Raw genomic sequence first — 22,116 nt, 5'->3', positions numbered from 1 at the left:
AAAGAGGCGCAGCGGCCTCTTTTTTCTATCGGAAATATTGTTTTAATCCTTCTGTCATTCCTTCTGTCACTCGTTCTTGGTAAGAGGCGCTATAAATGATCGCTTCTTCTTGAGGATTGCTTAAATAGCCGAGTTCATATAAAAGGGAAGGGCGCTTGTTTTCTCTTAAAACAAAATAATCTCCAAATTTGACTCCTTTATCAGGGATCTGTGATCGTTTTGCGACTTCCGTATGAACGCTTGTCGCCAGACGTTGATCTTTGGATGCCTGATAATAATATGCGGTGCTCCCTCTGATACTTGGGTCCATAAAACTATCATAATGAAGACTAATAAATGCATCTGCATTTCGGTAATGTGAAGTGGCAACCCTCGATTGAAGGCTGATGAATGTATCATCACTTCTTGTTAAATAGACATTTGCTCCAGAAGCTCTTAACTTACCCGCCAGCAAATGAGCGGTTTTGATCGTGATATTTTTTTCAAATGCACCGTCTGCGCCGATCGTGCCGCTGTCTTTTCCGCCATGCCCAGGATCAAGAACAATTGTTTTGCCTTTTAAAGATCCAGTGCCAGACGATGAATCCTGCTGAGGTCTTGGTGCTTCGCTGCTATTTTTCTTTGTTTGAACGACCCAGCTCGCCACGTAGCCTGTTCCGCCGTTTGATAATGTCACCTCGTACCAGTCACCTTGCGTACGAACAATTTGATAAGCAGCTCCTTTTGTTGCTCTTTCTGCAATTCCAGCAGAGGTAGAAGCGCTTTTTCTAATATTCGTTCCATCATAAACGATGTACGCTTTCTGATGAGATGACGAAGAGGATGAATTCTTTTCAGGTGCTGCACTTGTTCCTTGGTTTGAGACAATATAATAACTTGCAACCCAGCCTTTAACGCCTTTTGCTTCGATTTCATACCAGCCATTTTGCTCCCGTAAAATGGTGACTTGAGTGTTGCGGGAAAGTGAAGCGGCCACTTGTGCGTTTGGTGCCGCCGATTTTCGAACATTCAAGCTTGATACGCCAACTGTGCCGGACTGTTTAGAACGAGCGGGCTCAGCTGAACTGGATGAAGAAGCGTTTTGTCCGCCAGAAATATAATCAGAGTGGACCCAGCCTTCCGCTTGTTTGTACGATATTTTTGTCCATTCGCCGCTTGTGTCCAGCTTTTTAGCGGAAGCGCCCTGCGGGAAAGTGCCAATGACTTGATAGGAAGTCCCTGGGCCTGTCCGAATGCGAAGGTCAGAGGCTGTTGACGTAATTGAACTGCTTCCTTGCGTACTTTGACCTTGCGTCTTTTGCTTAGCAGGCTTTTGTGCATCAGATGACTTGGTAATCAGCCATGAGACGACCCAGCCTTTTTGTCCGTTCGATAGCCCGATCTGTACCCATTCTCCTTGTTCAGTGAGAATCGGGTAGCTTTCTCCTCGTTTCACAACTGCTGCGATCCCGTAGCTTAAACCAGGTCCGGTTCGCACATTGATTTCATCTGTTGCAACGACAGCTTGATCTGTTTGAGCCGTCGCATGTGTCATTGGCCAAGTGCTGGCAATGAGGACAAAACAGGTGAGCAGCAACATCATGTGATGGTGTGTTTTCAGATTCAAAACGGTGTTTTCCCCTCCCTTGTAAAACCGATGAATGTTAATTCGTTATGTAATGGATGAATTCCTTGCAGTTTCCCTAATAAAATTGAATCAATCTGTTTATACTAGATAGAAATGTGATAAAAGGATGTACAAACATGAGATTAAGCAGAAAATTAGGACGAGTGCAATATAATGGACATCGTGATATCGACCGCTGGCAGCACGACGAAATGGATCAACCAGGCTTCCTTGAAGAAACGGCATCTGAATACGGATGCACGTCAAAAGAAGAGCTGGAAAAGAAAAAGAGACACGGCAAGGGTTGACAGAGTGGCAGCACCGACCTTATTATAATATAAATCAACACACTTGAAAATTTAAAATGTGGAACTGATGATAGAGAATAGTAGGGTAAATTGCGTGAGCAGAGAGGAATCGCCTTAGGCTGAAAGCGAATCCGCATGGCATTTATCACGAAAGAACACTCTGTAGGTTTCCTGCTGAACACTCAAAAAATGAGTCATTAGGCGGAGAACGTGAATCTGCGTTAAGGATTTGAGCGGGAACATGGCTAGATCATGTTCCAACTAGGGTGGCACCACGGGTATAACTCTCGTCCCTACTATACACATAGTAGAGGCGGGGGTTTTTTATATGTCCACATAAAAAATGAATGATGGTCGTAGGAGGACGAAAAATGAGTTTTAATATTCCAAGAGGCACACAGGATATTTTACCGGGAGAATCAGAACGCTGGCAGTATGTTGAACAAATTGCGAGAGATACATGTGCAGCCTTTCAATACAAAGAAATCCGCACACCGATTTTTGAGCATACGGAACTATTTGCACGAGGAGTAGGCGAGTCAACAGATATCGTTCAAAAAGAGATGTACACATTTGAAGACAAAAAAGGACGTAGCATCACACTTCGCCCAGAAGGAACAGCTTCGACTGTCCGTTCTTATGTTGAAAATAAACTGTTTGCACAGCCTGCACAGCCTACAAAGCTGTACTACATTGGACCAATGTTCCGCTATGAGCGTCCACAAACGGGAAGATATCGTCAATTTTATCAATTCGGAATTGAAGCGATCGGTTCAAAAGATCCTGCCATTGATGCAGAGGTCATTTCATTAGCGATGAGTGTGTATGAGAAAGCAGGTCTTTCCAACTTAAAACTCGTCATTAACAGCCTTGGTGACAAAGAAAGCCGTGCAGATTACCGTCAAGCACTTGTCGAGCATTTTGAACCAAGAATTGATGAATTCTGTCACGACTGCCAAATTCGTTTACATCAAAATCCATTACGTATTCTTGATTGTAAAAAGGACCGCGATCACGAACTGATGGCAACGGCACCATCCATTCAAGATTACTTAAATGAAGAATCACGGACTTATTTTGAAAAAGTAAAACAATACTTAACCGATCTAGGCATTGAATATGTCGTCGATCCGAACTTAGTGCGCGGTCTTGATTATTACAATCACACTGCCTTTGAGATTATGAGTAATGCAGAAGGCTTTGGCGCGATCACAACATTAGCCGGTGGCGGCCGTTATGATGGACTTGTTGAAGGAATTGGCGGTCCTGAATCACCAGGTATCGGCTTTGCGATGAGTATTGAACGTTTCCTATCAGCGATTGATGCAGAGAAGATTGAGCTTCCTGTTCAAGACGGCATTGATTTATATATTGCGGCATTAGGAGATCAAGCAAAAGATTATGCTGTTGGCTTATTGAATCGCCTAAGAAAAGAAGGCATTTCAAGTGAAATGGACTATACAGCGAAAAAGCTAAAAGCACAATTTAAAGCGGCAGACCGCTTGAAAGCCAAGTTTATTGCAGTTCTTGGTGAAGATGAGCTGGCGCAGCAAATTGTAAACGTAAAAGATACGACAACGGGTGAACAAATTGAAGTGAAGCTTGATGAGCTGATTCAAATGATGAAAGCCCACCAGAAAGCGTAAAGAAGGAGTGGAATGTTTGTGTTTGGTAGAACTTTTTATTGTGGAGAAGTAACAGAAGACCAAATCGGTCAAACAGTTGTATTAAAAGGATGGGTACAAAAACGTCGTGACCTTGGCGGATTAATCTTTATTGACCTGCGTGATCGTACAGGCATTGTGCAAGTTGTCTTTCATCCAGACCAATCAAAAGAGGCTCTTGAGACAGCAGAATCGATTCGGAATGAATATGTCCTTGATATTAAAGGGACAGTGGTCGCAAGAGAAGAAGCCACGATCAACCCAAATTTAAAAACAGGCAAAATTGAAATTCAAGTCGACACAGTCACTGTTTTAAATGAAGCCAAGACGCCTCCATTTGTAATTTCTGATCAAGCAGATGAGGTATCAGAAGATGTGCGCTTAAAATACCGCTACCTAGATCTTCGCCGTCCTGCGATGTTTGAAACGATGAAAATGCGACATGAAGTCACAAAAGCATTCCGCCATTTCTTAGATGATCACGGCTTTCTAGACATTGAAACGCCAATTTTAACAAAAAGTACGCCAGAAGGTGCGCGTGACTATCTTGTGCCAAGCCGTGTACACGAAGGAGAATTCTATGCGCTGCCGCAGTCTCCGCAATTATTTAAGCAATTGCTCATGGTGTCTGGGATGGACCGCTACTATCAAATCGCTCGCTGCTTTAGAGATGAAGACTTGCGTGCTGACCGTCAGCCGGAATTTACACAAGTCGATATTGAAATGTCCTTTATGAGCCAAGAAGACATCATGACGCTTGCTGAAGAGATGATGGCAAAGGTGATGAAAGATGTCAAAGGCGTTGACCTGACATTGCCATTACCTCGTATGACGTACGATGAAGCGATGAATTCCTATGGTTCTGACAAGCCAGATACCCGATTTGACATGAAGCTAGTCAACATTTCAGACACGGTAAAAGACTCAGATTTCAAAGTCTTCAGCGGTGCTGTAAACAATGGCGGAGCTGTCAAAGCGATTAATGTCAAAGGGGCTGCAGCAAACTACTCAAGAAAAGACATCGATGCACTTGGTGCATTTGCAGCGAACTATGGTGCAAAAGGTCTTGCTTGGCTAAAAGCTGAAGGGACAGAGTTAAAAGGACCAATCGCTAAATTCTTTGATGAGTCAAAACAAGCAGAATTAAAAGAACAGCTTCAAGTTGAAGAAGGCGACCTTTTACTTTTTGTTGCAGATAAGACGTCTGTTGTCCATGATGCGCTTGGCGCACTTCGTTTAAAACTTGGCAAAGAGCTTAAACTCATCGATGAGTCTGTCTTCAATTTCTTATGGGTAGTCGACTGGCCGCTCCTTGAAAAAGATGAAGAAGAAGGCCGCTTCTATGCTGCCCACCATCCTTTCACAATGCCAGTTCGGGATGATCTTGAATTAATTGAAACAAGTCCAGAAGATATGAAAGCTCAAGCGTATGATCTTGTGCTGAACGGCTATGAGCTTGGCGGAGGTTCTATTCGTATTTTTGAAAAGGACATTCAAGAGAAAATGTTTGGTTTACTTGGCTTTTCTAAAGAAGAAGCGTACGATCAGTTCGGCTTCCTTCTTGATGCATTTGAGCATGGTGTGCCTCCGCACGGCGGAATTGCGCTTGGACTTGACCGCTTAGTGATGCTGCTTGCCGGCCGATCTAACCTAAGAGATACCATTGCGTTCCCGAAAACGGCAAGTGCAAGCTGTGTTCTCACAGATGCTCCTGGCACTGTAAGCGCAGCGCAGCTAGATGAACTGAGTTTGGCTATTAAAACAAAAGTAAAACAGTAAAATAGGCGCATGTTTATAGGCATGTAAACGCTTGAAAAAGGGACATGCCTATGATATGCTTTTATCAACCAATAAATAAAGTCCTGATACGTACGGTGGTTACCTAGTTTTGACCGAACATTTTTTTCTACGGGAGCTTGCCTTTCCTTTCTGCATAAATGCCTCTTCTGAGGACTTATAAAGTGAGGAAGAAAGCACCCACCTGCATGGTGCGGGGTTCAAAACGAAGGAAAAGCTGGCGGCGTGATCGGGACTTTTTTGTGTTTTTTTCTATTTGAGAAGGATGACGGAGAACGCTGAATATGATATGATTCTTTCGATTCATTTTAAATAAAGGTGGAGTGAGGCACTTGTTACATCAGTTTTCAAGAAACGAGCTTGCCATTGGCAAGGAAGGCTTAAATATATTAAAAAACAGTACAGTTGCAGTGCTTGGAGTAGGCGGCGTAGGTTCTTTTGCAGTAGAAGCCCTTGCTCGTTCAGGTGTTGGCCGTATTGTTCTTGTTGATAAAGATGATATTGATATTACAAATGTAAATAGGCAGCTGCCAGCTTTGCTATCAACGGTTGGGCAGCCTAAAGTTGACTTAATGCAGGCAAGAATTGCTGACATTAACCCAGAATGTGAAGTTGTTGCGCTCAAAATGTTCTATACAGAAGAAACATATGAACAATTCTTTGAGTATCCACTTGATTATGTCATTGATGCATCAGATACAATTCATTATAAAATTCATTTAATGAAAGAGTGCCTGAAACGCGATGTGAACATTATTTCGAGTATGGGTGCTGCAAATAAAACAGATCCGACACGTTTTAAAATTGATGACATCTCGAAAACACATACAGACCCAATTGCGAAAGTCGTCAGAACACGCCTGCGGAAGGAAGGCATTCGTAAGGGAATTGAAGTTATTTTCTCTGATGAAAGTCCGATTGTCATTCGTGAAGATGTGAGGAAAGAAGTTGGAAATGATGAAGCGAAAATTCGTAAGGCACAAATGCCGCCATCATCCAATGCGTTTGTTCCATCTGTAGCTGGACTGATCATGGGTGGTCATGTCATTATGAAACTGTTAAAAGACATTCCGATTACACGTGTGAAAGATAAATAAACAGCCCGCCTGCTTAGAGCAGGGGGCTTTTTTTATTTTTGCCGTCTTAAATTTTCATACACTTGCTTTAGTGCACCTTCAAATTTTCCAGTTTGCTTTGGTTCATAATATTGCTTGTTTTTCAGCGGATCAGGTAAATATTGCTGCTTCACCCAGCCATTTTCATAATCGTGCGGATATAAGTAATCGGCGCCCCTTCCAAGTGCTGCTGCTCCTTTATAGTGGGCATCTTTTAAATGAACGGGAACTTCACCAATTTTCCCCGTGCGAATATCATGCAGTGCCGCATCAATCGCTTGGTAAGCGGAGTTTGACTTTGGAGAAAGACACAGTTCAATCACGGCATTAGCGAGTGGAATTCGTGCTTCTGGAAAACCAACTCTCTCAGCTGTTTGAACAGCGCTTAACACACGTGGCCCTGCCTGCGGACTGGCTAGGCCAATATCTTCATAAGCCATCACAAGTAATCGTCTCGAAATGCTTTCGAGATCTCCCGCTTCAATCAGTCTTGCAAGGTAATGAAGCGCAGCATCTGCGTCAGATCCTCTAATGGATTTTTGAAAAGCCGAGAGGACATCATAATGGGCATCACCGTTTTTATCATGCGAGAAGCTCTTTTTTTGTAAACATTCTTCTGCTGCAGCTAGAGTGATCGTGATCTGTCCAGATTCATCCGCTTTTGTCGATAAGACGGCTAGTTCAAGCGCATTTAAAGCGGAACGCACATCTCCTCCGCATCCATTTGCAAAATGATTCATTGCCTCCTCATCAACTTTGACCGAATAACCGCCAAGCCCGCGATGTTCATCCTGTAAAGCTCGAGATAATGCAGCTTTAATTTGCTCTGTTTCCAGCGGCTTCAGCTCAAATATTTGTGTCCGGCTGCGGATGGCTGGGTTAATCGCATGATACGGATTAGCTGTTGTCGCGCCAATTAAAATGATCATGCCATTTTCTAAATACGGAAGAAGGAAATCCTGCTTCCCTTTATCGAGTCTGTGGACTTCGTCTAAAATCAAGATGACCTGACCACTCATTTTCGCTTCAGCGGCGACAGCTTCCATATCTTTTTTGTTATGAATCACCGCATTCAATGTACGGAAGGCAATGCTTGTACTGCCAGCGATTGCAGTTGCAATGGATGTTTTGCCGATTCCCGGCGGTCCGTATAAAATCATCGAGGACAAATGTTTCGCCTCGACCATTCGTCTAATAATTTGACCTTCCCCAACGAGATGCTCCTGCCCAATAATGTCTCCAATATGACTTGGGCGCATCCGATACGCTAAAGGTTTCATGATTATCTCTCCTAAAGCAATGTCTTGTTTGTATAGAGTACCGAAATTTCTTCAAATAGAAAAGGGATGCGTCCTCGTTTTGAGCTCAGAACCCGCAAATGAAAGTTGGCTAAAAGTATGATATAATTGCTTTTGGTCTATATAAGCGTATATGAAATCAGAAAAATAATTGATGACATAGAAATAGAAAACGCAGAGGTGTTTAACTTGAAAATTTCTACTAAAGGCAGATATGGTCTGACGATCATGATCGAATTAGCCAAAAAACATGGCGAAGGCCCTACATCATTAAAATCAATCGCTCAAAACAATGATTTGTCTGAGCATTATTTAGAGCAGCTTGTATCACCACTTCGCAATGCACGTCTTGTGAAAAGTATCCGCGGAGCGTATGGCGGCTATGTGCTTGCCCATGAGCCAAACGAGATTACAGCCGGTGATATTATTCGTGTATTAGAAGGACCTATTAGTCCTGTTGAAGTGATCGAAAACGAAGAACCAGCAAAGCGTGCACTTTGGATTCGTATTCGTGATGCAGTAAAAGACGTACTGGACAATACAACTCTTGAAGACTTGGCAAGCTATAAAGATGACGAGGATCAAGAGGCGTATATGTTCTATATTTAGATCAGAGGTGTACCGGAAATGGAACGTATCTATTTAGATCATGCAGCCACAACGCCGATGGATCAACGGATTGTGGACAAGATGATGCCTTACTTTACAGAGATATTTGGCAATCCCTCTAGTATTCATTCATATGGGCGCGAGGCAAGAAAGTGGCTCGATGAAGCAAGGGAAGTCATTGCAGGAGAATTACACTGTAAGCCGCAGGAGATCATCCTCACAAGCGGGGGAACAGAGGCAGACAACTTGGCCATTACAGGTGTGGCAATGGCAAGGCAGCATGAAGGAAAACATATCATCACAACAAAAACTGAGCATCATGCAGTGCTGCATACATGCGAACGCTTAGAGAAGCTTGGTTTTGATGTGACGTATTTAGATGTGGATCACACTGGATTGATTCATCTTGATCAATTAAAACAAGCACTAAGAGACGATACAATTCTTGTGACCATCATGTACGGCAATAATGAAACGGGTGTGATCCAGCCAATTAAAGAAATTGGTCAACTTTTACACGAACACACTGCTTATTTTCATACAGACGCTGTACAGGCATTTGGGACAATATCAATTGATGTCACAGAACTTCATATCGACCTCTTATCTGCGTCCGGTCATAAACTAAATGGCCCGATGGGAACAGGCTTTTTATACGTCAATGAGCGTGTAAAACTTTCACCGCAGTTATTCGGAGGAGAACAAGAAAGAAAACGCCGTGCTGGTACTGAAAATGTGGCGGGAATCATTGGACTTGCAGAAGCAGTTCAATTAACAAAGCAAAATAGAAGAGAAAAAGCAGTGCATTATGGTAAGCTCAAAGAAGCGATGCTGCAAGTATTCGAAGAGGAATCACTCAATTTCTCTATCAATGGACATCCGAAAGAGACATTGCCGCACATTTTAAATGTTCACTTCCCGGGCGTTTCTATTGAATCGTTACTTGTGAACTTAGATATGGAAGGGATTGCTGTTTCAAGCGGGTCAGCATGTACGGCTGGATCTGTCCTTCCTTCGCACGTATTAAGCGCCATGTATGGTGAAGAAGCAAAAGAGCTGACATCCTCAGTCAGAATAAGCTTCGGTCTTGGAAATGAAGAGGAACATGTGAAGCAGGCGGCGCATAAGATAGCGGCTGTCGTGAAACGCCTAGCCAAATAAATGCTCCCTTTTGTTCGTGTGTGAAAAATGAAACAGCTAGGCACCTGAAGAACGAAACGCGCACGTTGTTTCATTGAAATTGGAGTTGATGAAGATGACAAAAAGACCTGAAGACACAAGAGTTGTGGTCGGTATGTCCGGAGGCGTCGATTCATCAGTTGCTGCGCTCATGCTAAAGGAGCAAGGCTATGATGTGATCGGCATATTTATGAAAAACTGGGATGACACAGATGAAAATGGTGTATGTACAGCAACGGAGGACTATGAGGATGTCATTCGTGTTTGTAACCAGATTGGAATCCCATATTATGCAGTGAATTTCGAGAAACAGTATTGGGACAAAGTGTTTCAATATTTTCTTGATGAATATAAAGCAGGCAGAACGCCGAATCCAGATGTCATGTGTAATAAAGAAATTAAGTTCAAAGCATTTCTTGAGCATGCATTGTCGCTTGGAGCGGATTATTTGGCAACAGGGCACTATGCCCGTGTCGACAGAACCGGCGATGAAGTGAAAATGCTAAGAGGTCTTGATACAAACAAAGACCAAACTTATTTCTTGAATCAGCTGACTCAAGAACAGCTTGAAAAAGTATTGTTCCCAATCGGCGATTTAGAGAAAAAAAGAGTGCGTGAATTAGCAAAAGAAGCAGAGCTCGCAACAGCAACGAAAAAAGATTCTACGGGCATCTGCTTTATTGGGGAAAGAAACTTTAAAACGTTCCTTAGCCAATATTTGCCTGCACAGCCCGGTGTGATGCAGACAATGGACGGAGAAGTAAAAGGTGAACATGATGGACTCATGTATTACACGATCGGTCAACGCCAAGGACTTGGCATTGGCGGAAGCGGTGATCCGTGGTTCGTTGTTGGGAAGGACTTAGAGAAAAATATCTTATTTGTTGAACAAGGCTTCCACAATCCGCTTTTATACTCTGAAAGTATTTCAGCTGTTAACATCAGCTGGACTCGTCCTCATATTGTCGGCGAAAACGGTGAACTCACATGCACAGCGAAATTCCGATACCGTCAAGAAGACCATCATGTAAAAGTCAAAATGACAGGTGAGCAGGAAGCAATGGTGATCTTTGATGAACCCGTTCGTGCTGTCACTCCAGGACAAGCTGTTGTTTTTTATGATGGCGAAGAATGTCTTGGCGGCGGGACCATTGACGATGTCTTTAAAGATGGCCAAAAGCTGTCGTATGTGTAACATGTGTTAAAAACCTCAACGTCGCTGTTGAGGTTTTTTAATGAAAGGATGAAGAGAGCGAATGAATCATAACGAAATCGGTATTGAAGCTTTAAATCAAGGGAACATCGAACAGGCAGCTGAAGCTTTTACGAAAGCCATTGAAGAAAGCCCAAAGGACCCGGTTCCATATATCAACTTTGCGAATTTACTTTCAAGTGTTCATGAATTTGAACGTGCTTTGAACTTCTTTCAAAAAGCCATTGAACTTGATCATACAGCAGCTGCAGCCTATTACGGAGCAGGAAATGTTTACACGATGAAAGAAGACTTTATGAAAGCGAAAGACTATTTTGAGCAAGCGCTACAAGCTGGAATGGAAAACAGTGATTTGTTTTATATGTTAGGGCAGACACTGATGAAATTAGAGCAGCCAAAGCTTGCGATGCCTTATCTTCAGCGTGCAGTTGAGCTAAACGAAGAAGACAACGAAGCAAGATTTCAATTTGGCATGTGCTTAGCGAATGAACATCTGCTGGAGGAAGCGGTCGCAGTCTTTACTGAAGTGATTACGCGAGATCCGCAGCATGCAGACGCCTTTTATAATGCAGGCGTTGCGTATGCGTATTTAGAGAAAAAGGACGAAGCGCTTGAAATGCTAGGAAAAGCCATTGACGTGCAGCCTGATCATATGCTTGCATTGCATGCGCAAAAGCTGATTCAAGAGGCAGAATAACCGGAAGGAGGGAAGACCTGTGCAGGAACATCCAGATCAAATGAAGCTTGAAGATGAACCGTTTTTAAAAGGGACGGTTCAAGCCGTTATTTTCCATAACGAAAGTAATTTATACTCGGTGTTAAAAGTAAAAGTCATTGAAACATCAGAGAATTTAGAGGAAAAGACAGCATCTGTCACAGGGTACTTCCCAGCACTTCATGAGGATGAAACCTACACCTTCTATGGCAAGGTCACAAGTCATCCGAAGTTTGGCGAGCAGTTTCAAGCCACTCATTTTCAAAAGGAAGTCCCTACAACAAAGCAAGGCATCATTCATTATCTCTCTAGTGACTTGTTTGAAGGGATTGGAAAAAAGACGGCGGAAGAAATCGTCGGCAAGCTTGGCAATCAGACGCTTCATCAAATTATGCGTGATCCGTCTGTGTTGTATGACGTCCCTCGCCTGTCAAAAAAGAAGGCAGATAAGCTGGCTGCCGCACTTCAAGAGCATCAAGGGCTTGAGCAAATCATGATTAGCCTGAATCAATATGGTTTTGGTCCTCAGCTTAGCATGAAGATTTACCAAGTATACGAGAGTGAAACCTTGCAGAAAATTGAAGAAAACCCTTATCAGCTCGTCAAAGACGTCGAGGGGATTGGCTTTATTAAAGCAGATGAACTCGGCGCTAGAACAGGGATATCTGGAAATGATCCAGACCGCATTCGTGCAGCCCTTTTGTATACCGTTGAGACAGCAAGCCTGCAGGACGGTCATACGTACATACAAACGAAAGATCTGATCGTCGAGACCCGTAAACTACTGAATCAAACAGGCAATGACTACAAAGTGACTGAAATGGACGTTGCCAATCAGATCATTGCACTTGGTGAAGGGAAAGACATGATTATTGAAGATGAGCGCTGTTATCATCCGTCGCTCTTTTATGCGGAGCAAAGTGTGGCAAAACGCATTCAAAAAATTGTCGCTCAAACGGAATATGCAGATCAATTTCCTGAATCAGAATTTCTGCTTGCACTCGGTGAACTGGAGGAACGGCTTGGTGTCCAGTATGCACCAACCCAAAAAGAAGCCATTCAAAAGGCACTCATGTCTCCAATGCTGCTTTTAACAGGCGGACCGGGTACAGGGAAAACGACGGTCATTAAAGGGATTGTCGAGCTTTACAGCGATCTTCACGGCGTATCTCTTGACCCGGGTGATTATAAAAAAGATGAAGCATTTCCGTTCGTGCTTGCCGCACCAACTGGACGTGCTGCGAAACGAATGACAGAATCCACTGGACTTCCTGCTGTGACCATTCACCGGTTGCTAGGCTGGAATGGATCAGAAGGCTTCTCACATGATGAAGACCAGCCGATTGAAGGGAAGCTTGTCATCATTGATGAATCGAGTATGCTGGATATTTGGCTGGCGAACCATTTGTTTAAGGCGATCCCAGATCATATTCAAGTCATTATGGTTGGAGACGAACATCAACTTCCATCTGTCGGACCTGGTCAAGTGTTAAGAGACCTGCTTGCGTCACAAGCTATACCGGCAGTGACACTAACTGATATTTACCGGCAGGCAGACGGTTCAACAATTGTTGAGCTTGCGCATGATATGAAAAATGGTGTTTTGCCAAAGGATATTACTGCACGCTCGAAGGATCGATCCTTTATTCAATGCTCTAGTGACCAAATGAAAGAAGTCATCGAGAAAGTGGTCAGCAATGCTGCGCAAAAGGGTTATTCAGCAAAGGACATTCAAGTGCTTGCCCCGATGTATAAAGGAAAAGCAGGCATTAATGAACTGAATAAAATGCTCCAGCAAATTTTGAATCCTAAAAAGCCAAAAGGAAGAGAGATTCCATTTGGTGATGTCGTCTACCGGACAGGTGATAAGGTACTTCAGCTTGTCAATCAGCCGGAGAATAACATTTTTAATGGAGATATTGGCGAAATTGTCTCGATCTTTTATGCGAAAGAAAACACGGAAAAAGAAGATATGGCGGTCATCTCCTTTGATGGAAACGAAATCACGTTTACGAAAAAAGATTTTCATCAATTTACACACGCTTATTGTTGCTCGATTCATAAATCTCAGGGCAGTGAATTCCCAATCGTGGTGCTGCCAGTCGTGAGAAGTTATTATCGAATGCTTCGAAGAAATTTGCTTTACACGGCCATTACACGAAGTAAAAAGTTTTTAATTTTGTGCGGCGAGGAATCAGCATTAGAGTGGGGCGTGAAAAATAATGAAGACTCCCTCAGACAAACGTCTTTAACCATGCGTCTTACTGAAACGGAAGAAATCATGGACGCTGAGCTAGCAGCCCTCCAAAAAGAACTTCCTTTTAGCGTACACGATGCCAATATTGGCATGGAGGGAATCACCCCGTTTGATTTTATGCAAGAGTAAATGGCTTCCTTCATGGAAGCCATTTCTTCGTATGAGTCATAGAGGAAACGCACACGATAAGACTGTTCCGAAAAGGTGGTTGATCACATTTTGAGAACATGTCGAGAGCTTGAAGGACTGACGATCTATACAGACGAGCTGTCTCATTCACTTGGGGCGATCAAAGATATTTGCTTTTTAGCCGGCGGCAGCTGCGGGGGATATGTTTTAGATGGGAAAAAGAAAGACTGTGCTTTCATTCCATTCTCAGCTGGCGACAAACTGACAGACAAAGGTCTATATGTGAGCTGCCAGAAGGGCATCGAGATAGATACCTCCGCTCCATCCTTCTTCTTTTCGAAATTAAAAAAGAAAATGATCCATACGCCAGATGGTGAAACATTAGGTGTTTTGGAAGATGTATACTTTTGTACAAATTCGGGCACAATCGTAGCATATGAACTCTCGGACGGCTTCTTTACAGAGCTATCAGGGATTCGAAAGCAGCTGCATGCTGCCGGAACCTTGATGGATGTTCAAAAGGAAGCACTTGTTCTAAACCGAACGTAAAGAGGTGCTGAGTATGCTCATTTGCCCAAATTGCAAATGTAAAGACATCGGAAAAATTGGGGTCAATCAATATTATTGCTGGGGCTGTTTTATTGAATTGACACTGTCAAAAGGCAAAATATCTACTCACCAAGTGGAGGAAGACGGTACACTAAGCAGTTTAGACGACCTGTTTAGTGACGATGAACGTTCAATTCAACTATAAGTGTTAAGGGGGAATTTCGAATGGGCAAAATGACTTCTTCACTATTAACGCTTGGTGCAGGTGCACTCGCATATCACTTTGCAAGTCGATATGATATGCCATCTAAGCGGGATATGAAAAAGATGAGAAAACGAGTTATGCGAATGCTTTAAACAAAAAGGGACATCCACTATGAGCGGATGTCCTTTTTTTATGCCTGCCTGTACTCTAATCTCCGTGCAAGTATAGACAAGCTGAAGTTCACAACAAAATACATCATGGCGGCCAAGAGGAAAATAGGAAGTAAATAAGATTGGCTTTGACCATTTAAAATCTGCGCGTGATGCAATAACTCTGGAAGGGCAATCACAACGGCAAGCGATGTATCTTTTAAAAGAGAAATAAATTGACTGACAATCGGCGGGACCATTCGGCGTAACGCCTGTGGCATGATAATCATTTTTAACGTTTGAATATAGGTTAAACCAGAGGATCTGGCCGCTTCGATTTGTCCTTTATCAATTGATTTTAATCCACTGCGAATAATTTCTGACAGCATGGCAGATTCAAACACGGTTAAAGCCGCAATGGCAGAGGCTGTAATGCTCAGCTTAATGCCGATTTCAGGCAGGGCGAAATACGTAAAAAAGATGATCAGCAAAAGCGGCAGATTCCGAACGGTTTCCACAATGACCGCAAGCACCTTTGATAAAATAGGGATTTGTGCGAACCTCAATGTGCCAACGACTAATCCGATGATAAAGCTTAAAATGATGGAGATAAAAGCCACTTTTAAGGTGACAGCAAATCCTTCAAGTAAAAAGGCGAGATGATCGGGCTGGTAGGCACCTATAAAATCCATTGTGTTTCCTCCTTTCTAGTGGCTTCGGGCTAATCTTTTTTCTAAATAACCAACGCCTAGACTAAGCGGAATGGTCAATAGAAGATAGAACATGGCAACAAAGATGTATACATCAAATGTCACAAACGTTCTCGAAGCGATAAGGTCTCCTTGGTACATCAGATCAAACCCTGCAATGACACCTAAAATAGACGAGTTTTTCACAAGGTTGATAAATTGATTCCCAAGTGGTGGAATGACAATTTTGATTGCCTGCGGCAGAATAATATATCGCATCGTTCCGCCATATGACAGACCAGAAGCTCTAGCTGCTTCCATTTGGCCAAGTGGTACAGCTTGTATACCTGCACGAATGGCTTCAGCGATAAAAGCAGACGTATAAATGGAGAGGGCAATAGTTCCTGCTGTAAAGCCATCTGCCACAATGCCAAGTACCGGTAAACCAAAAAAGAACACAAAGGTGATCAATAATAACGGAATATTGCGAATAAATTCCACGTAAGCCGTCCCTAACCAGTTGAGCGGTCTTAGTGGCGCAATTCTCATAATGGCAATGAGTGTACCGATGAAAAAGCTTCCAATCAACGCAATGACACTTGCACCAATCGTATATTTAAACCCTTCTAAATAAAGATGGAAGTTCTCAGTTAAAATGGAAAACCGCAGCAATCAGTTCACTTCCTTCCTAATCAACAGAGGAGCCGGCAAGCGGCTCTCCTGAGGGTGTTGAGATTGATCGAGTCAATTGATTATTCTTTGATCCATTTTTTATGAATTTTGTCATACTCTCCATTATCTTTTAAGGCCTTTAACGCTTTATTAATGGCTTCTGTCAATTCTTCATCGCCTTTTTTCACAGCGATACCATAAGGCTCATCGGTAAATGTTCCGCCAACGACTTCATAATTTGAATCTTCGTCTGCCATGCCAAATAAAATTGCATTATCAGTTGTCAGAACTTGCCCTTGATTTGATTTTAAGGCTGTAAAGGCTTCTTGGTAATTTTCAAATTCTAAAACGGATGCTTCTGGTGCTTTTTCGCGAATGTTTTGAGAAGAAGTGGACCCTTTCACTGCAAGCACCTTCGTACCTTTTTTAAGATCATCAATCGATTGAATGTCGCTGCCTTTTTTCACAAGCAGTGATTGTCCTGCTTCAAAGTAAACATCTGAGAAATTGACCTCTTTTTTACGCTCTTCTGTAATCGTCATTGTGGCAACAATGGCATGAATATCTCCTTTTTGCAGTAAAGGAATCCTTGTTTTAGATGTTACTTCTTTAAATTCTGCTTTTCCTTCATCACCGAGCATTTCTTTAGTGATCGCTTTTGCGATATCAATATCAAACCCTTCAATATCCCCGCTACTAGGATTTTTTAGACCGAATAAACGAGTATCGTTTTTCACACCGAAAACGATTTTTTTGTCTTTCTTAATGGCTTCTAATGAGCTACCTTGTTTTGCATCGGTTGAGCCTTTCTCGGCAGATCCGCAAGCAGCGAGAGCGATCATACAGCAAGTCATCAACAGTAATAGGCCAAAACGTTTCATTTTTTTCATCAAATTCATTCCCCCTAGTGATTTAAAATACGGCTTAAAAAGAGCTGAGCGCGTTTCTCGCGCGGTTTTTCATAAAAGGCAGCTGGTGTAGATTCTTCAAGAATTCTTCCTTCATCAATAAACACAATACGGTCCGCGACTTCACGGGCAAACCCCATCTCGTGCGTGACAACGACCATTGTCATTCCTTCCCTTGCCAGCTGTTTCATCACATCTAGCACCTCACCGATCATCTCTGGATCAAGAGCTGATGTTGGTTCATCGAAAAGCATGACCTCAGGTTTCATTGCAAGTCCCCTTGCGATTGCCACACGCTGTTGCTGTCCTCCTGAGAGTCTAGAAGGGTAGGTGTCTGCTTTTTCAGGAATGCCAACTTTATTTAAATAAAATTCAGCTGTTTCCTTTGCTTCTTCTTTGCTCACTTTTTTAACCTTCATCGGCGCAAGCATAATGTTTTCTAGCACCGTCTTATGCGGATAAAGATGGAAGTGCTGAAACACCATCCCGATATTTTGCCTGATGAGATTGATGTTGGTTTTCGGATGCTGAACAGACACTTGATTGACAAGGACTTTTCCTTCATCAATGCTTTCAAGACGATTGATACATCTGAGCATCGTGCTTTTTCCAGACCCTGAAGGACCGATGATCACAACAACCTCACCTTTTTGAATATGTAGGTTAATGTCCTTAAGTACATGGAACTGGCCGTAATGCTTGTTGACTTCTTCGAATGTGATCATGAAGAACCTCCTCTTCTAATGATTGAGCTAAAGTGGATTCTAGCATAAATGAGGCGGAAATAAGAAAATAATGGAATATTTTCTAACGAGATTTTACAGCAAACAGTGACTTTGGATGGAGCCGTATGTTTCATGTGTATTCATTTTTAACAAAGTTAGGACAAATTTTATTTACATGGATAATTGCAGAAGTTGGTTAAACAATAAGAAGAGAGGTGAAAAAGGTGAAGAAACGTCCGATCGAGTTTCTAATGTATGCTGCAGGTGTACTGCTTGTCCTTGCGTCTTTACTCATTTTGGTTCAGCTCGACGAGTTATGGATGCCTATTTTTTTATTGCTCAAAGCGGTTTTGATCCCGCTTCTTATCGCTATTTTTATTTCTTATCTTCTTTATCCCATTGTTGAAAGACTACATAAGCGAGGTTTGCCAAGGACGGTCAGTCTCTTATTGATATATGTGCTGTTTTTTGGCGGCATTGGTTTGGCTGTGTATAAAGGGGCACCGGTTTTAATCGCTCAGTTAAATGAATTGTCGGAGCAAATTCCCATGCTTGCCGAAACGTATAATGGTGCTTTATCGCATGTTCATCGTCATACAAGCCACTGGCCTGATGGACTACATGAACGACTGGATCGTTTTATTGTCCAATCTGAGACGTATGCCGCAAATGGGGCAGAGCGGATGATTCTTAGCTGTAAAGTACTGCTTGATTACGCCTTAGTTGCTGCACTTATTCCTTTTCTTGTCTTTTATATGGTGAAAGATATGAACACGATGAAGCGGGCAGCATGGTATTTAACCCCGCCAAGCTTCCGAAAAAGGGGACATGCCTTTGTGAAAGCAGTGGATGACTCACTTGGGGATTATATTAGAGGGCAATTGCTTGTCTGTTCTTTAATTGGGGGAGCTGCTGCCATTGTCCTTTGGCTGTTTCATATTCCATATCCGCTTGTACTAGGTATGTTAATCGGTGCAACGAATGTCATTCCGTATTTTGGCCCGATTATTGGAGCGATTCCAGCTGTCTTTATCGCTTTTACCATCTCAGTGAAGTCAGTGATCATTGTGCTAATTACAGTAGCTGTGCTTCAATTTTTAGAAAGCAATGTACTGAGTCCGATCATTGTCGGGAGAAGCCTGCATATGCATCCTGTCGTAATCATGCTGGTGTTACTCGCTGGAGGTGAGCTGTTTGGCTTGATTGGAATGATTTTAGCCGTGCCGTCCGCAGCCATTATGAGGGTCATCATTGTGCAATATATTCACATGAGACGAAGCGTTCATTGACAAGACGAGCCGAGTTGTCTATAATAATTTCGATTCATACATATTGAATTCAATGACGGACCCGAGTACGTTAAAAAGCTGTTGCAGAGAGAGGCTTTGTTTGCTGAGAAAAGCCTTATCAGACCTTTAACGGAAGCTAGTCCCGAGTGCAGATAAACACTGCCGCTCTCTTCCGGCGTTATCGGATGTGAAGGTGATAGACGCATATGTCTATAATCAGGGTGGTACCGCGAGAGCATCTCGTCCCTGTGTAAGTAGTTTTTTGCTTGCATAGGGCGGGATGTTTTTTCGTTTGTGTGAAGATTGAGGAATAAAAAAGGGAGGATTTATGATGAAAACTTTAACTTCAGCTCAAGTACGTCAAATGTTTTTAGATTTTTTTAAAGAAAAAGGACATGCTGTCGAACCGAGTGCGTCCCTCGTACCGCATGACGATCCAACACTTTTATGGATTAACAGCGGGGTGGCAACATTAAAGAAATACTTCGATGGCCGCGTCGTGCCTGAGAATCCGCGTATTTGCAACGCACAAAAATCAATTCGTACAAATGACATTGAAAATGTAGGGAAAACAGCACGCCATCATACGTTTTTTGAAATGCTGGGCAACTTCTCTATTGGAGACTATTTCAAAGAAGAGGCAATCGAATGGGCTTGGGAATTCCTCACAAGTGACGAGTGGATTGGCTTTGATCCGAATCTGTTATCTGTAACGGTACATCCAGAGGATGAAGAAGCGTATGTTCTTTGGAGAGATAAAATTGGTGTCCCTGAAGAACGAATTATTCGTCTAGAGGGCAACTTCTGGGATATTGGCGAGGGGCCAAGTGGTCCGAATACAGAAATTTTCTATGATCGCGGCGAAGCATATGGCAACGACATGAACGACCCTGAATTATATCCAGGCGGAGAAAATGAACGTTATCTAGAAGTATGGAATCTTGTTTTTTCTGAATTTAACCATAATCCAGATGGTACATACACACCGCTTCCGAAGAAAAACATTGATACAGGAATGGGTCTTGAGCGTATGGTCTCTGTTATTCAAAACGTACCGACGAACTTTGATACAGACCTGTTCATGCCGATTATTCGTGCAGTAGAAACGATTTCTGGAGAAAGCTATGGGGAGTCAAAAGAAAAAGACACAGCATTTAAAGTCATTGCTGACCATATTCGTACTGTTGCCTTTGCCGTCAGTGACGGAGCACTTCCTTCTAATGAAGGCCGAGGTTATGTGTTAAGACGTTTGCTGCGCCGTGCTGTGCGTTATGCAAAAACGATCCATATCCACCGTCCATTTATGTATGACCTAGTTCCAGTTGTTGCGGAGATCATGAAGGATTTCTATCCAGATGTTCAAGCAAAAGAAGAATTTATTGCAAAAGTGATCAAAAATGAAGAAGAGCGTTTCCATGAGACACTGAATGAAGGGTTAGCCATTTTATCAGAAGTGATCAAAAAAGAACGAGACAATGGCAGCTCACAAATTTCCGGTCAAGATGTATTTAAGCTTTATGACACATATGGATTCCCGGTCGAACTTACAGAAGAATATGCAGAAGATGAGAACATGACAGTTGATCGTGAAGGCTTCCAGCTAGAAATGGAGAAGCAGCGTGAACGTGCAAGAAATGCCAGACAAGATGTAGGCAGTATGCAGGTTCAAGGCGGGGCTTTAGGCGATATTAAAGCAGAAAGTACGTTTGTGGGCTATGAAAATTTAACTGCAGATGCTCGTATTATCGAATTGCTTCAAAACGGTGAAATTGTCACAGAAGCTCACGAAGGGGAAACGGTGCAAATTTTATTAGATGAAACACCTTTCTATGCGGAAAGCGGCGGACAAGTGGCGGATAAAGGAACGTTAAAAAGTGCCAAAGCGATTATTGATATCAAAGATGTGAAAAAGGCGCCAAACGGCCAGCATGTCCACGAAGGAGTCGTCGTAAGTGGTACAGTTCAAAAAGACATTGAAGTCACTGCAGAAGTCGAATCAGCACTTCGAAAAGGCATTGTGAAAAATCACACAGCGACACATCTTTTGCACCAAGCGCTAAAAGATGTATTGGGCAGCCACGTTAACCAAGCGGGTTCACTTGTGAATGAAAACAGACTTCGCTTTGACTTTTCTCACTTTGGACAAGTAACAAAAGAAGAATTGTCACAAATTGAAAAAATCGTCAACGAAAAGATTTGGGAAGGCATTTCGGTTGCCATTGACCTGAAACCAATTGCTGAAGCAAAAGAAATGGGCGCAATGGCGCTGTTTGGCGAGAAGTATGGCGATATTGTCCGTGTGGTGCAAGTGGGTGATTACAGCATCGAGTTATGCGGAGGCTGTCACGTTCAAAACACTGCGGAGATCGGATTGTTTAAAATTGCATCTGAATCGGGTATTGGTGCTGGAACACGCCGTATTGAGGCTGTAACAGGTAAAGGTGCTTATGAAGAATTAAATGATCAGCTTGCGATTTTAGAAAAGGCAGCTAATGAACTGAAATCAAATACAAAAGATGTACCAAAACGCATTGCTTCCTTGCAGGCTGATTTAAAAGAAGTTCAAAGAGAAAATGAATCACTTCTTGCGAAATTAAGTCAAGCAGAAGCTGGCTCTATTTTAGAAAAAGTCATCGAAGTTGGCGGAGTGAACGTGTTAACTGAAAAAGTAAACGCCAAAGATATGAACCATTTAAGAACGATGGTTGATGACTTAAAAGCGAAATTAGGTTCAGCTGTCATCGTACTTGGTGCCGTTCAAAATGGAAAAGTCAACATTTCAGCCGGTGTGACGAAAGACGTCATTGAAAAAGGTCTTCATGCAGGAAAACTTGTGAAGCAGGCAGCTGAAATTTGCGGCGGAGGCGGAGGCGGACGCCCAGATATGGCACAAGCAGGCGGTAAACAGCCAGAAAAGCTTGAAGAAGCACTGGCAACTGTCGAAGAATCTGTCAAATCCGTTTTATAATCAGTCAATGTAGTGTAGAATAATGGTATTAGATGAGCGGTTAGAAAAAAGCTTGCTAGTAGAATGTTGGAA

At 42.7% G+C, this 22,116-nt stretch carries 20 protein-coding genes, 1 other RNA gene and 2 other annotated features; of the genes, 15 read left to right on the top strand and 6 right to left on the bottom strand.

Annotated elements, in window-relative coordinates; all coding sequences use genetic code 11:
* Positions 1-25 precede the first annotated feature (25 nt).
* Positions 26-1,606: an SH3 domain-containing protein gene (locus tag NSQ70_RS12255; protein ID WP_007501478.1), complete on the bottom strand. Its 1,581-nt coding sequence runs from the start codon at positions 1,604-1,606 to the stop codon at positions 26-28.
* A 137-nt stretch (positions 1,607-1,743) separates the two neighbouring features.
* Here NSQ70_RS12255 and NSQ70_RS12250 point away from each other — a divergent pair, with 137 nt between their 5' ends.
* The 5 genes from NSQ70_RS12250 (at position 1,744) to NSQ70_RS12230 (ending at position 6,472) form a co-directional block, all read left to right on the top strand.
* Positions 1,744-1,914, top strand: a complete 171-nt coding sequence (locus NSQ70_RS12250) for a YrzK family protein (RefSeq protein ID WP_003216250.1) — start codon at positions 1,744-1,746, stop codon at positions 1,912-1,914.
* Positions 1,915-1,972: 58 nt separating this feature from the next.
* Positions 1,973-2,212 (top strand) — a binding site (T-box leader).
* A 73-nt stretch (positions 2,213-2,285) separates the two neighbouring features.
* Complete coding sequence (hisS, locus tag NSQ70_RS12245; RefSeq protein ID WP_024718378.1) at positions 2,286-3,560, top strand: histidine--tRNA ligase; 1,275 nt, start codon at positions 2,286-2,288, stop codon at positions 3,558-3,560.
* An 18-nt stretch (positions 3,561-3,578) separates the two neighbouring features.
* Positions 3,579-5,357: an aspartate--tRNA ligase gene (gene aspS, locus NSQ70_RS12240; protein WP_026050119.1), complete on the top strand. Its 1,779-nt coding sequence runs from the start codon at positions 3,579-3,581 to the stop codon at positions 5,355-5,357.
* A gap of 77 nt (positions 5,358-5,434) precedes the next feature.
* Positions 5,435-5,615: non-coding RNA, 6S RNA (ssrS, locus tag NSQ70_RS12235), on the top strand.
* Positions 5,616-5,707: 92 nt separating this feature from the next.
* Positions 5,708-6,472 (top strand): tRNA threonylcarbamoyladenosine dehydratase, encoded by a 765-nt coding sequence (locus NSQ70_RS12230; RefSeq protein WP_008342718.1) that lies wholly within the window; start codon positions 5,708-5,710, stop codon positions 6,470-6,472.
* Between the two features lie 32 nt (positions 6,473-6,504).
* On the opposite strand, the gene NSQ70_RS12225 is transcribed toward NSQ70_RS12230, so the two are convergent.
* The gene (locus NSQ70_RS12225; RefSeq protein ID WP_008342715.1) at positions 6,505-7,770 is read right to left on the bottom strand and encodes a replication-associated recombination protein A; all 1,266 of its coding nucleotides are present in this window, start codon (positions 7,768-7,770) and stop codon (positions 6,505-6,507) included.
* A gap of 207 nt (positions 7,771-7,977) precedes the next feature.
* On the opposite strand from NSQ70_RS12225, the gene NSQ70_RS12220 reads away from it, so the two are divergent.
* The 8 genes from NSQ70_RS12220 (at position 7,978) to NSQ70_RS12185 (ending at position 14,796) form a co-directional block, all read left to right on the top strand.
* Positions 7,978-8,397 carry an Rrf2 family transcriptional regulator gene (locus NSQ70_RS12220; RefSeq protein ID WP_008342713.1) on the top strand — a complete coding sequence of 140 codons (420 nt, stop codon included), beginning with the start codon at positions 7,978-7,980 and terminating at the stop codon, positions 8,395-8,397.
* 18 nt (positions 8,398-8,415) lie between these two features.
* On the top strand, positions 8,416-9,558 hold the full coding sequence (locus tag NSQ70_RS12215; protein WP_058336590.1) for a cysteine desulfurase family protein: 1,143 nt from the start codon (positions 8,416-8,418) through the stop codon (positions 9,556-9,558).
* A 94-nt stretch (positions 9,559-9,652) separates the two neighbouring features.
* Positions 9,653-10,771, top strand: a complete 1,119-nt coding sequence (gene mnmA, locus NSQ70_RS12210; RefSeq protein ID WP_041506814.1) for a tRNA 2-thiouridine(34) synthase MnmA — start codon at positions 9,653-9,655, stop codon at positions 10,769-10,771.
* Positions 10,772-10,832: 61 nt separating this feature from the next.
* On the top strand, positions 10,833-11,486 hold the full coding sequence (locus NSQ70_RS12205; protein ID WP_008342707.1) for a tetratricopeptide repeat protein: 654 nt from the start codon (positions 10,833-10,835) through the stop codon (positions 11,484-11,486).
* A 19-nt stretch (positions 11,487-11,505) separates the two neighbouring features.
* Positions 11,506-13,890 carry an ATP-dependent RecD-like DNA helicase gene (locus tag NSQ70_RS12200; RefSeq protein WP_024718374.1) on the top strand — a complete coding sequence of 795 codons (2,385 nt, stop codon included), beginning with the start codon at positions 11,506-11,508 and terminating at the stop codon, positions 13,888-13,890.
* A gap of 90 nt (positions 13,891-13,980) precedes the next feature.
* Complete coding sequence (locus NSQ70_RS12195) at positions 13,981-14,439, top strand: PRC-barrel domain-containing protein (RefSeq protein ID WP_039167084.1); 459 nt, start codon at positions 13,981-13,983, stop codon at positions 14,437-14,439.
* 13 nt (positions 14,440-14,452) lie between these two features.
* Positions 14,453-14,644, top strand: a complete 192-nt coding sequence (locus NSQ70_RS12190) for a hypothetical protein (protein WP_003216308.1) — start codon at positions 14,453-14,455, stop codon at positions 14,642-14,644.
* Between the two features lie 20 nt (positions 14,645-14,664).
* A complete protein-coding gene (locus tag NSQ70_RS12185) occupies positions 14,665-14,796 on the top strand; it encodes a YrzQ family protein (protein ID WP_008342695.1) in 132 nt (43 codons plus the stop codon).
* Positions 14,797-14,834: 38 nt separating this feature from the next.
* Here the strand turns inward: NSQ70_RS12185 and NSQ70_RS12180 are convergent, their stop codons facing one another.
* The 4 genes from NSQ70_RS12180 to NSQ70_RS12165 all read right to left on the bottom strand — a co-directional run bounded on the left by NSQ70_RS12180 (position 14,835) and on the right by NSQ70_RS12165 (position 17,787).
* On the bottom strand, positions 14,835-15,485 hold the full coding sequence (locus NSQ70_RS12180; protein WP_008342693.1) for an amino acid ABC transporter permease: 651 nt from the start codon (positions 15,483-15,485) through the stop codon (positions 14,835-14,837).
* Between the two features lie 15 nt (positions 15,486-15,500).
* The gene (locus tag NSQ70_RS12175; protein ID WP_007501460.1) at positions 15,501-16,154 is read right to left on the bottom strand and encodes an amino acid ABC transporter permease; all 654 of its coding nucleotides are present in this window, start codon (positions 16,152-16,154) and stop codon (positions 15,501-15,503) included.
* Positions 16,155-16,234: 80 nt separating this feature from the next.
* Positions 16,235-17,044, bottom strand: a complete 810-nt coding sequence (locus tag NSQ70_RS12170; RefSeq protein WP_008342689.1) for a transporter substrate-binding domain-containing protein — start codon at positions 17,042-17,044, stop codon at positions 16,235-16,237.
* Between the two features lie 14 nt (positions 17,045-17,058).
* A complete protein-coding gene (locus tag NSQ70_RS12165; RefSeq protein ID WP_007501456.1) occupies positions 17,059-17,787 on the bottom strand; it encodes an amino acid ABC transporter ATP-binding protein in 729 nt (242 codons plus the stop codon).
* A gap of 224 nt (positions 17,788-18,011) precedes the next feature.
* Between NSQ70_RS12165 and NSQ70_RS12160 the strand changes: the two genes are divergently transcribed.
* Positions 18,012-19,076 (top strand): AI-2E family transporter, encoded by a 1,065-nt coding sequence (locus NSQ70_RS12160; RefSeq protein WP_058336594.1) that lies wholly within the window; start codon positions 18,012-18,014, stop codon positions 19,074-19,076.
* Between the two features lie 43 nt (positions 19,077-19,119).
* Positions 19,120-19,327: a binding site (T-box leader), on the top strand.
* An 80-nt stretch (positions 19,328-19,407) separates the two neighbouring features.
* On the top strand, positions 19,408-22,044 hold the full coding sequence (alaS, locus tag NSQ70_RS12155) for an alanine--tRNA ligase (protein WP_342502184.1): 2,637 nt from the start codon (positions 19,408-19,410) through the stop codon (positions 22,042-22,044).
* Positions 22,045-22,116 lie beyond the last annotated feature (72 nt).

The sequence above is a fragment of the Bacillus sp. FSL R5-0397 genome (assembly GCF_038593395.1).
GTDB classification, from domain to species: Bacteria; Bacillota; Bacilli; order Bacillales; family Bacillaceae; genus Bacillus; species Bacillus altitudinis.
This window is presented reverse-complemented; position numbering and strand designations above follow the sequence as displayed.

Excerpts from the sequence above, each read along its gene's own strand:
- NSQ70_RS12250 (WP_003216250.1), top strand. The coding sequence starts at position 1,744 with ATGAGATTAAGCAGAAAATTAGGACGAGTGCAATATAATGGACATCGT.
- hisS (WP_024718378.1), top strand. The coding sequence starts at position 2,286 with ATGAGTTTTAATATTCCAAGAGGCACACAGGATATTTTACCGGGAGAA.
- NSQ70_RS12225 (WP_008342715.1), bottom strand. The coding sequence starts at position 7,770 with ATGAAACCTTTAGCGTATCGGATGCGCCCAAGTCATATTGGAGACATT.
- NSQ70_RS12215 (WP_058336590.1), top strand. The coding sequence starts at position 8,416 with ATGGAACGTATCTATTTAGATCATGCAGCCACAACGCCGATGGATCAA.
- mnmA (WP_041506814.1), top strand. The coding sequence starts at position 9,653 with ATGACAAAAAGACCTGAAGACACAAGAGTTGTGGTCGGTATGTCCGGA.
- NSQ70_RS12205 (WP_008342707.1), top strand. The coding sequence starts at position 10,833 with ATGAATCATAACGAAATCGGTATTGAAGCTTTAAATCAAGGGAACATC.
- NSQ70_RS12190 (WP_003216308.1), top strand. The coding sequence starts at position 14,453 with ATGCTCATTTGCCCAAATTGCAAATGTAAAGACATCGGAAAAATTGGG.
- NSQ70_RS12185 (WP_008342695.1), top strand. The coding sequence starts at position 14,665 with ATGGGCAAAATGACTTCTTCACTATTAACGCTTGGTGCAGGTGCACTC.
- NSQ70_RS12180 (WP_008342693.1), bottom strand. The coding sequence starts at position 15,485 with ATGGATTTTATAGGTGCCTACCAGCCCGATCATCTCGCCTTTTTACTT.
- NSQ70_RS12170 (WP_008342689.1), bottom strand. The coding sequence starts at position 17,044 with ATGAAAAAAATGAAACGTTTTGGCCTATTACTGTTGATGACTTGCTGT.
- NSQ70_RS12165 (WP_007501456.1), bottom strand. The coding sequence starts at position 17,787 with ATGATCACATTCGAAGAAGTCAACAAGCATTACGGCCAGTTCCATGTA.
- alaS (WP_342502184.1), top strand. The coding sequence starts at position 19,408 with ATGAAAACTTTAACTTCAGCTCAAGTACGTCAAATGTTTTTAGATTTT.